The 513-nt window shown below is 53.2% G+C and carries 1 pseudogene; it reads left to right on the top strand.

The annotated features are described in order from the left end of the window. Window positions 1–513, top strand: a pseudogene (locus NBG71_RS18665) (Rib/alpha-like domain-containing protein); the annotation flags it as partial.

Genomic DNA, 513 nt, shown 5'->3' on the forward strand with positions numbered 1-513 from the left:
GAAGTGGCTGATGGTTATGCGAATGCTGATGAACTAAAAGACGGTTTGCAGGCAGAAGTCACTCTGCCGGGAGGTACTGAGGAAGGGGCAGAAATCACGCTGACGATTACCCGTCCGGATAAATCCACTGAAACGGTTACCCATACAGTCACCAAAGATGAAGCAGCTGCCGGCAAAGTATCAATGGATATTCCGAAAGACGCGGTACAGGACGGCCAGAACAGCGTGGATATCAGCCTGACCCAGGGAAGTAATCCGGCCAAACCGGGGAACAAAGTCGAGTTTGCTGTTGACGGACAAATTCCAGGGGACACTGACGGCGACGGAGTGGCGGATACAACACCGGTGGTCACGATTCCGGAAGCGGCGGATGGTGTGAATGCGAAGGAACTGGAAGACGGCGTACAGACTGAAGTTACCGTACCGGGCGGCAGTGCAGCCGGAGATAAATTAACGCTGACTGTTACCAAGCCTGATGGTTCAACTGAAACCGTGGAACATACCTTAACCGCA

Source organism: Proteus sp. FZP2095 (assembly GCF_023701425.1).
Classification (GTDB): Bacteria; Pseudomonadota; Gammaproteobacteria; order Enterobacterales; family Enterobacteriaceae; genus Proteus; species Proteus cibarius.